This is a genomic window from Psychrobacter phenylpyruvicus DSM 7000 = NBRC 102152, from assembly GCF_000685805.1.
Lineage (GTDB): Bacteria > Pseudomonadota > Gammaproteobacteria > Pseudomonadales > Moraxellaceae > Psychrobacter > Psychrobacter phenylpyruvicus.
Window position 1 is genome coordinate 1 of sequence record NZ_JMKP01000063.1, and the last position, 6,064, is coordinate 6,064.

Annotated in this window: 6 protein-coding genes and 2 pseudogenes; 5 read left to right on the forward strand and 3 right to left on the reverse strand. The window is 36.0% G+C overall.

What is annotated here, in order from left to right:
* The 3 genes from G561_RS0113040 to G561_RS0113050 form a co-directional block, all read left to right on the forward strand.
* A partial coding sequence (locus tag G561_RS0113040; protein ID WP_028859936.1) for an IS66 family transposase occupies nucleotides 1-336 on the forward strand: 336 nt, incomplete at its 5' end.
* Between the two features lie 12 nt (nucleotides 337-348).
* Entirely contained in the window at nucleotides 349-891 is a 543-nt protein-coding gene (locus G561_RS15560) for a hypothetical protein (protein WP_201586221.1), read from the forward strand.
* 23 nt (nucleotides 892-914) lie between these two features.
* Entirely contained in the window at nucleotides 915-2,117 is a 1,203-nt protein-coding gene (locus G561_RS0113050; protein ID WP_028859938.1) for an MFS transporter, read from the forward strand.
* 109 nt (nucleotides 2,118-2,226) lie between these two features.
* On the opposite strand, the pseudogene G561_RS14755 reads toward G561_RS0113050, so the two are convergent.
* Both G561_RS14755 and G561_RS15270 read right to left on the reverse strand, forming a co-directional pair.
* Nucleotides 2,227-3,186: pseudogene (locus G561_RS14755) on the reverse strand (IS3 family transposase); the annotation flags it as partial.
* Nucleotides 3,187-3,310: 124 nt separating this feature from the next.
* Nucleotides 3,311-3,578: pseudogene (locus G561_RS15270) on the reverse strand (transposase); the annotation flags it as partial.
* 556 nt (nucleotides 3,579-4,134) lie between these two features.
* On the opposite strand from G561_RS15270, the gene G561_RS0113065 reads away from it, so the two are divergent.
* Nucleotides 4,135-4,911, forward strand: a complete 777-nt coding sequence (locus G561_RS0113065; protein ID WP_028859939.1) for a hypothetical protein — start codon at nucleotides 4,135-4,137, stop codon at nucleotides 4,909-4,911.
* Entirely contained in the window at nucleotides 4,908-5,360 is a 453-nt protein-coding gene (locus tag G561_RS0113070) for a PIN domain-containing protein (protein WP_028859940.1), read from the forward strand. The genes G561_RS0113065 and G561_RS0113070 overlap by 4 nt, the downstream gene beginning before the upstream one ends.
* Nucleotides 5,361-5,750: 390 nt before the next feature.
* Here G561_RS0113070 and G561_RS0113075 read toward each other — a convergent pair.
* On the reverse strand, nucleotides 5,751-6,064 hold a 314-nt coding region (locus G561_RS0113075), incomplete at its 5' end, for an integrase core domain-containing protein (RefSeq protein ID WP_028859178.1).

Consider the following 6,064-nt stretch of genomic DNA (forward strand, 5'->3'; position numbering starts at 1 on the left):
CAGTTAACCACTAAAAATGCCAGTATTAGTAAGGCGATGGATTATTGCCTGAAACGTTGGCAGGCGCTGACTCTGTATCTAGATGATGGCAGGCTGCCGATTGATAATAATTGGGCGGAGAATCAGATGCGTCCATGGGCACTTGGGCGTAAAAACTGGTTGTTTGCCGGTTCGCTGCGAAGCGGGCAGCGGGCTGCGAATATTATGTCCATCATTCAGTCAGCTCGCTTAAATGGCTTGGATGTGTCTGCTTATTTGACAGACGTGCTAAGACGCCTGCCTACTCAAGAGGATCTGGATGAGTTGTTACCTCATCGCTGGGTGCCACCGCAATAGGGGATTGGTCGGATGCTTACGGCTAAACATGATATTAAGAAATTTGAAGATAGCTATATGCGTATGTACGAGAAATTATCTGTAGACTCAAGTTATGGACTAGATAATAGTGAACACAAAGCTTGGATTTCTGCTATGGCAGGAACAATTACCACTAGAGATATAATTGCACCTTATGAGGTTATAGTAAAAACTTTCAGAGATAGTGACTTCTCAAGTACATTCGGTAGAGAGGTGCTAAGAAGAACCGAAAGAGCATTTATTGATTATCGAGCTTTGAAATATGCAATGTCGCAACTTGCGTGGGAAGAAAGATATTTTCCTAACTCCATTAGGGCAACAATACACCAGAAAAAACAAGATGTATTAGGGTTAAGAATTTATCCAGAGTATAAAAAAGCTTCTAAATTACTACCATACCACGGCATAGCAGTGTTAGAAAAAATAAATGATAGGTATAGTATGTTAATCCATCCTGAAATTAATATTGCATCAAAGAACGAAGTTGAGCGTTATATCAATAATTATAATTTTTCTGATTTTTATATCGCTTAACAAAGTGGGAAGATGGAACTACTATGAATATTATCAATTCACTAAACACAAATACTCTAAGATTTGCAATTCTTTATGCTATATCTTTTTCTGTTGCTAGTTTGGATCTTAGTATTACAGTTAGGTCGGGACAAATGCTTACCCATAGTGACTTTGGAGGAACTGCTTCTTATGCCATGATAGGTATAGGAATGATCATTGGTTCTCGTTGCGGTATGTCATTAATTGAATATTTTGGACTAAGAAGGACTTATACTTTATCAGCATTTCTTTGTATAGCATCAGGGCTCTTATCCTCTTTTTCGGTACGCAATAATCTATTCTATATATTTTGTTTTAGCCTAATTTTAGTTGGTATTTTTATAGGGCTATCTAATTACCATCGCCTTTTAGTACAAGATATTGCAAGAATTAAATCACCCTGGAATACTAATTTAGTCTTAGTTAGTGGAATTGTTGGAGCAATTATAGGGCCGTGGATTGCTAAACAAATATCTCCTCTCCCTGAACTTTTCTATAAAGCTTATTTAGCTGTTACTCTTTTCGGGCTTTTAGCATTAATTTTATGTTTTACTCTACCTAAGAAGTATTCTCTTAGCAAAGTGAATATCAATTTTGAAACAAATGAAATGAAAAAAAACATTGGGGTATACAAATCATTATTATATCTGGGTGGTCTGATAGGGTTTTGTAGTTATGTAACTATGACTCTAGTAATGACTTCCGTTCCATTAGAAGCAACAGCAAGAAGTTTGACAGCTTCAAATATATCTTCTTTAATTCAGTGGCACATGGTAGCTATGTATTTACCCATAGTAATAGTGCCAATACTAATGAGTAGGTTTCTTATAGCATCCATCTTAAAATTTAGCTTATTTATTAGCATTATAGCCTTTCTAATATCAGCTTATATAAGCTACAATCACAATGTTAGCTACAATAGTTTATTGGCTTATATGCTTATTGCAGGTATTGTTTGGGCATTTGGTTATTCAGTTTCATCAAACATAATTGCGGTCAATCCTTATGGAATAATATATCCAAAATTTCGAGGTATTGTCGAAGTATTTCCACCATTAGGGTTGATAATGGGTTCTCTAATATCTGGATTAAGCTTGAGTTATATAAATTTTAATTTTGTAATTTTTTTGGCGTGTATTTTTTTAGTGATTCCTTTACTGATGATCTTAAAAGAATGTAACAATCTCAATACTTATATAAAATGAAGAAAAAACAGAGCCCAAACTTCCCTATCAGAGCATAACGCATGGACAATCACTAATAGCTTGTTCCCCCTGTCGTCAAATCCGTACATTTAAACTTGGGAGATTTTGGTTACGCAGCCTGACGGTAATAATCAAGCCACAATTGTCTTGGCGATCTAAACCCCAAACCCTTTTGAATTCTCGTTCCACTCGAGCATAGCTCTCACCTTGCGTCGCTGCAAAGCAGTGCTTTGCTAATCGCTCCTCATTGTAATAAAACTCAATATACTTCATGATACTGTTGATTGCTTCAAATCGAGTCTTATAATTATGGTGATACACCAGCTCATTCTTTAACACGCCCCAGAAGTTCTCTATTGGCGCATTGTCGAAACAGTTGCCTTTAGCACTCATAGATCCTTTAAAACCGTGTCTGCTAATGATTTTGCGATACTTATTGCTACAATACTGACCGCCTATATCTGAATGGACAATAAGTTCTTGGCTCGGTCTTTTATCTTTGATTGCTTTATTTAAGGCCTTACAGACTAAATCAGCGGTCATGCGTTTACCCATAGCGTAGCCCACCAGCTCTTTGGTATATAAGTCTTTAACACCTGCTGCATACAGCCAACCCTCATCTGTCCAGACATAGGTGATATCACTGACCCAGACACAATTAGGACGATTGACGCCAAACTGTTGTTTAAGCAAGTTAGGATAGCCTCGTTTGTTATGATCTGAGTCCGTTGTCACTTTAAAGCGCTTATGACGTCTACATTTGATGTCATGTTCTTCTTTAATACTACGGTACCATATACCTGCTAATCTCATGCCCTTGTTGGCTTAAATGAGCATGCAGACGCTCATAGCCATATCGCTCTTTGGTTTCACTGTGTGCAGCCTTTACAAGCAGCTCACACTGATTACGATGTATTTGCTGAGCACTGATATCACGCTTGGTCCAGTCATAGTAGCTTGAGGGTTTGATATCAAGGACTTTGCACATGGCTGTGATACTAAATTGAGTCTTGTGATGGTCAATAAAAGCGTACGTTACTGACCGTCGCTTCGAGCATAGCCCTTCGCCTTGCGTCACTAAAACAGTCTTCCAGACTGTTTTTTATACTCCTCATTCGCAAAGTATGCCGTAGCCCCACTCGAGCATAGCTCTCGTCTTGCGTCGGGGCAAAGCAGTGCTTCGCTTTATCCCTCCTCATTTAGTATGTCTCGTTCTTCTTGTACTATTTTTAGTTCACGTTTTAAACGCTTAATTCCTTCAAGGGCTGAAACGAGCTCTGGATCTTATTGCTTAGTACCTTTGAGTTTGCCTTGATTAGCTTTTCGTTGCCAATTAGCTAGGGTCTGCATTAGCAGCCCTGATTGCCTTGCTGTAGCACTGACATTGCCACCATTATTCTCTATTGTTTTGACCGCTTCTGCTTTAAATTCTTCACTACATCTTTTAGCTTTCTTTGTCATGGCAAACTCCTATTTATCTTCTTTAGTTTACCAAGTTTTTGTCTACGGTTTTTTTCAGAATAGCTCAAAGATTATTATTTGGTTATATTAAACAAAGAATCCACATTAAAATCTATTTGTTGATATTAATGGGTTATTCATAAGAATGATTGGTCACAACATATAATAATGAATGGTTATGTTGATAAGAATATGCACCAGCATTGTTGATTTAGTTATTTATAAGATAACGACCATTAAAATTAGATATAAAAAAACCGCTACAGTTTTTTAACTGTGGCGGTTTTTTTGCCCTAGGCAAACTAAAAACTTAACTTTAGATGTTAAGGGTGAGCTGTGGATTCAGTATAGATGCAGTTTTATTGATTCACAAACATTAATTTCTATTTAATACATTTATATTCATCTTTTTTTTATTAAATAAATCTCAACTCTAAATTTCAATAACTTACCTAAAAGGTATCAAAGCTTGCTAAACTAGTTTTATATACTTAACTACTAGTATGACAACTTACATCATCTGCTGACTACACTCACCGATCAATAGGAGGGCGATATGACTGATAAACCTAAATTCGTCCTAAAACTATCCGGTATCAACTTAGACCATATTAAAGCTGGCGATATTGGTCGTCTGTTAAATGATTTTTGCAAACTTTTAGATGATGACTTTCTGTTTTTTGAGGCCATTTATCCTGGTTCTGCTGTACTCAAAGTAAGTACTGAGCCTGAGTATTATGATGAAAAACTCGATAAACTGAATTCAAATATTACTCGTCAAGCCCCTGCTTTGGAAGATATCAATAAGGTTTTGCGTGGCTATTCAAAAACCAATAAAGAGATTAAAGCTTCAATTTTAGCGAGTCGAACAGCTGTCAATGACGAAGATATGGAGCTTATCCATCAGATTGATTACTGCAAACCAAATTTTCCTGTGTTTAAACAAACAGAGACCTTTATGGGTCGTTTTTTCACAGGTAAGTTAGAAAAAACTTTACCAGATAATGATGGATCTGATTATTTTACAATTATATTAGCAAACGACGAGGTAATATCTGTATCGGTTCCTAAAGTATTATCTCTAAACTTAGCATCTTATCTTCCTGCTTTATGGCGTCAAGATAGTCTAGTTAAATTTACAGGTACAGCATGCTATGAGCTTCAGGATAATTATGAAATGATTTTAAAAAGCTTTGAAGCTAGTAGCTTTGAGATTGTAGAAAACGATACAACAGCAAACGCTTGGATTGATGAGTTCATTTCGCAAGGTATGAGTGGATGGCAAGATATTGATGACCCTATAGACTTATGGCTTAAGGAGCGTCATTCATGATGGTGATGGTAGATAGTAACTTTTTAATTAAACTAGTAAGTAATAAACAATCTACTAAAGTCTTCCTTCAATCTTTAAAAAGACGTGAACTATTTATAGGGTTTCCGACTCCTGTTATTAGCGAGTTCCTTGTGAGAGATGAAAATTCTAGCCGAATTAATTTTATAAACAAAGTTAATAGCTATTCTGAAATTTACGACTACGATATGAAATCAGCAGTAGCGGGTGCTAAAATATTTAGAGACCTAAAGGAAAAGGATTATTTTAGTCAAAATAATGGAACTAGACAGATTATAAAAGTAGATATTCAAATTATTGCTATTACTTTGTCAAACAAAATTAAAGAAATATATACTGAAGATAAAGGGCTGATTCAAATTATTAAAAAACTGAATTTACCTATTGTAACTTCGAATCTCGATACGGATGATTTTCAACTTAAGCCTTAACCATAATAAAAAAACCGCTACAGCATAATACTGTGGGCGGTTTTTTGCCCTAGGCAAACTAAAAACTTAATTTTAGATGCTAAGGGTGAGTTGTGAATTCAGTATAGGTGCATTTTTTACAGTTCACAAGTGCGAGTTCTAATTTTAAGTTATTAAAAGCTTTAAAAAAATTCTTGAACTTATCGCCCCTACTAATGTCATCAAACTATGTCATCTTGCCTTTCATAAAGCTAAACTAGGGTTATTATATTTTTATGTGTAATGCTTTTTACAATGGATATATCGTTTTTTATTAAGTGCTGTTAACCACTATAGTAGAAATAGACATATCAAAATCATGCATATCCAAAGTGAACCGCCCCGACTATATCGGAGAGTGGATTGCTTGAGTCAGGCAGCTTTGTCTGACTCATTAAGGCTATCATAGTATCGTCTCTCAAACTCAAAAGGCGACACATAACCAATCGTACTATGAATGCGAGTTTTATTAAACCAATCGACCCATTCAAGGGTTGCTAATTCAACATCATACGCATCCCGCCACTGCGGTTTTAAATATTCAATCACCTCTGTTTTATAAAGTCCGTTAACCGTTTCAGCTAACGCATTATCGTATGAATCACCGGTTGTACCAACAGATGCAATAACGCCAGAATCAGCCATCTTATCCGTATAGCGAATGGATAAGTACTGAACGCCGCGAT